Source organism: Nostoc sp. CHAB 5715 (assembly GCF_020829685.1).
Lineage (GTDB): Bacteria > Cyanobacteriota > Cyanobacteriia > Cyanobacteriales > Nostocaceae > Nostoc.
The window spans coordinates 1-3630 of record NZ_JAIVFR010000781.1 but is presented as its reverse complement, the minus strand read 5'-3'; the positions used below and the strand labels follow the sequence as shown (position 1 = coordinate 3630).

3 protein-coding genes and 1 pseudogene are annotated in these 3630 nt (G+C 41.2%); 1 reads left to right on the top strand and 3 read right to left on the bottom strand.

Annotated features, from left to right (window positions below; genetic code table 11):
• Positions 1-246 precede the first annotated feature (246 nt).
• The 3 genes from LC574_RS31115 to LC574_RS31105 form a co-directional block, all read right to left on the bottom strand.
• Complete coding sequence (locus LC574_RS31115) at positions 247-906, bottom strand: PEP-CTERM sorting domain-containing protein (RefSeq protein WP_229457437.1); 660 nt, start codon at positions 904-906, stop codon at positions 247-249.
• Between the two features lie 743 nt (positions 907-1649).
• The gene (locus LC574_RS31110; RefSeq protein WP_229457436.1) at positions 1650-2168 is read right to left on the bottom strand and encodes a DUF456 domain-containing protein; all 519 of its coding nucleotides are present in this window, start codon (positions 2166-2168) and stop codon (positions 1650-1652) included.
• A 355-nt stretch (positions 2169-2523) separates the two neighbouring features.
• Positions 2524-2808: a hypothetical protein gene (locus tag LC574_RS31105; RefSeq protein ID WP_229457435.1), complete on the bottom strand. Its 285-nt coding sequence runs from the start codon at positions 2806-2808 to the stop codon at positions 2524-2526.
• 157 nt (positions 2809-2965) lie between these two features.
• Between LC574_RS31105 and LC574_RS31100 the strand changes: the two are divergent.
• Positions 2966-3630, top strand: a pseudogene (locus tag LC574_RS31100) (M48 family metallopeptidase); the annotation flags it as partial.

Below are 3630 nucleotides of genomic sequence, written 5' to 3'. Positions count from 1 at the left end.
AGGAATCATATTTGATTTTTGAAATTATCTATGTAGGTGGGGAGTGGGGAGTAGGGAGTAGGGAATATGGAATCACGCTTTTCGAGTTGTACGGATTTTTTTCAGAAATCAAATCATAGTCCTATATCTAACAATATAAAAAAATTCGATCTGGTTAGTAAAATTTTGCATTCTAGCCAAATCGAATTGATAAATTCGAGTTACTTTTAGCAACTAAAAGTAACTTTTTTATATTTAGAATTAGGTCTATTGAACGAAATTTTTGCGTCGGCGAGACATAGCCATTACTGCACCTACTGCACCCAAGCCTAGTAATGCAGCTGGTTCGGGAACTGTACTTACCACAAGACCTGTAAAGGTTGCATCAAATGTTCCACCATTATTGTAAGTTGTTTCTGCATTAATATCTTGAGTAACAAAAGTGATGTATCCCTCTGCATTGGTTTTGTTACCAGATCCATCATCAAAGAATCCAAGGTAATTCACTCTTACATTTGTTCCTGCGGTCTGTACAGAGAATGTCGGGGTATTGAAAGATGTTAAGCTAAACGTATTTGCTCCATCTGTCAGAGTACCAGGGGTTGCAAATACACCTAAGTCAAGAAAAAGAGAACCAGCTGTCCAAGGGTTAGGAGTACCGTTAAATATGTTAGCTGCGTTGAATGCTGTAAAATCTCCACTTTGTAATGATAGTGAGGCTAAACCAGGGCTAGGAGCAAATTTTAAGGATGTTTTTGACACTGCAACTGTAGTAGCAGGAAACCCAGCACCACCATAATTAAAACCACCATTGAGTGCAGCAGCTTGTGCAGAACCAGCAGAGGTAAACAACCCAGCAGTAGCTAAAGGAATTGCAGCAGTAGCAGCTAGAGTAGCATTTAGGAATCTAGATTTAAAATTAATCATTATCGTTTTAGGCTCCTAGTAATAACCTTAAATCAGAGCAATTGCTTTACTTTTAATCTCAGTAATTTATGGAAAATACTGTCAGTGAAAGCGAAACTTGCGTGATGTATTTCTGATTTTCATAAAATCACATAGGCTTAGAGCCTGCAATATTTACTGAGTGGTCTTCATCACATCTTTAATGACTAAGCCATCTTCATAAAATTTTAATTACTTCTATAACTGGTCTTCGTATCTTTTTCATTCCTAGCATTGAAATTCTTCATAATAGGTTTAAATCTAATTAGATTCACTTAAATACACTGAACATAATTAGCGTTTTTTATTCTTCCAGATTACAAAGAAGGCAGGAGGCAGATAGCGCAGCGTTAGCGAGTCCGCGAGCGTCGGGCAGTTAATAATAAAAGAACCCCACCCCCAACCCCTCCCCGCTCTTCGGGAGGGGAGACAAAGCATAGCTTTGGCGGGGTGGGGTTCTTCGAGTTTAATAAGCAATCAAGCAAACCTGATATGACGGGGATTTAGATTTAGGCATCAAAACGTGCTGCTTAATAGAAACTCTTTACTTAAACCCCCAAACTTTGTTAAGCCCAAGCGAATGGAATTGCCTGCGGCACACTGCGTGAGGGCGGCTACACAAGCAAATTCCGCCTCTGCGGACTAAGAAAAAATTGAGGGTTGAAAACCACGGAGGTGGGTTTTGTTTCTATAGATGCGGTTTCTAACCCTATTACCTTCAAATGCTAAGAGCCAAATACTTGCGGCCAAGTTGTCACAACGAAAACTACAACTGCGGCGATCGCTAACAGCCCTTGAATCAAATTTCCAACCAATGATCCGACTACAATTCCTATACCCGCTTTCAGCGCCAACCAGAAGTCACGTCGGTAAAGATACTCACCGATATTTGCTCCCAAAAGCGGGCCTAGTAAAATTCCTAACAGTGGGCCACCAAAAGGCAATGTTGGTAATAATCCCAAAAAACCCACTACCAAACCGACGATTGCGCCAATTTGCCCCCACTTGCTAGCTCCAGCTTGTTTTGCTCCTACATAACTAGCTAAAAAATCCACTCCGACACTGAGCAGCAAAACGATAATTGTCACAATTAGAGGAATCTTGATGGCTGCAAAGGAACTACTAACGATTCCCCAGACGATAATTGCAATTAAAATTAAGCTGCTACCAGGAATGGCAGGAACTACAGCACCAATGATTCCCACAAGCATTACAGCAAGTAATAGCCAATAAATAATTTGCATAGATAGAATTGTCAATTTCTAAATTTTCTAGTAGTAGGAGCGCACAGCTAGCTGTATGCCCCTACTGCATATTGTATCTGGGTAAGATGGTGATAAATACTTAGACCTGAACCAAATATGATTTTCTAGTTCAATCTGGTAAAATCTCTCTCTAAGATCGCTCTTGGCTCGTCTTGGTAATTGTCGGTTGTGGGGATTAATTTGCTGGATAGATGCCATTTATATTTAGGACTTACGCAAAAGTACACGCGCTCTGGGGCAATTCATGAATCCCAAACCCCTAACCACGGGCGTAATGAAGGCACAAGCCGTTCGTACTGAGTAACTGAACTTCCCAAACCAGGGCTATTTCGTTCTAGACATAAACCGCCCAGAACTGAAGTTCACAGGCTTTTAGCAAAACTCCACTAAAGTGGACTAAGTACAGCATTTCATTAATTCGTAGCGAATTAAATTTAGCAATACCCTGCAATGCCAATGCATCGACTGACAATACTAATGCATCGGCTGACAATGCCAATGCATCGGCTAACAATGCCAATGCATCGGCTGACAATGCCAATGCATCGGCTAACAATGCCAATGCATCGGCTGACAATGCCAATGCATCGGCTAACAATGCCAATGCGTCCTCTTGCATTAAAAACGCTACGATTTTACGCAAAGCTGTACTAAGAAAGGCTTTTAGTCCACTAAAGTGGACCTGGACTATTAGCCTCAGAATTCATTCTGAGGCGGGCTAGATGAGAATGAAATAGCCCTACTTCCCAAACACTCCAAGATAAAGCTCAAAACCCATGACGAGAAAAATTTTAACTGGACTGAGTTCAGCAGCCTACGAACACCCTTTTGATCGCAAAGCCTTGGCTTCTTTGCAAAATATGCCCGGTGTCTCTCTGCTACTCAAAAAAATTAACGAATACGGCATTGATCGCTTACTCAGGCTGCAAAGCCTTGGTAGTGAAATCAGAATTTCATCCCGTAATTTTCCGCAATTACATCAGACATTTGTAGAAACCTGCGAAATTCTTGATGTTACTCCACTTCCTGAACTGTATCTGTTTCGAGGTACAGGTCACATTCAAACCTATATTGTTGGCGTAGAAAAACCCCTTATCGGTATAAATTTAGATGCAATGGAGTGGCTTGGCGCAGATGAGTTAATTTACGTTTTCGGACACGAAATCGCTCGCATCAAGAGTCAGCACATGGTTTATCACCAAATGGCAATTGTTATGCCAAGTTTAAAAAATTTGTTGAGCAGTACCACACTGGGTGTCGGTGGCTTGGTAGCTAGTGGAATGGAACTAGGTTTGTATAATTGGCGGATGATGGCGAGTTTCATCAGTGTAGTAGTTGACTACTACACTGATGAAACTCGCAGGTTTACCAGATGAGTATTTGACTACTGCTGTAATTGAAGATTTCCTCGTCCAAGCCCGTGAGTTTGCATCGAATAACT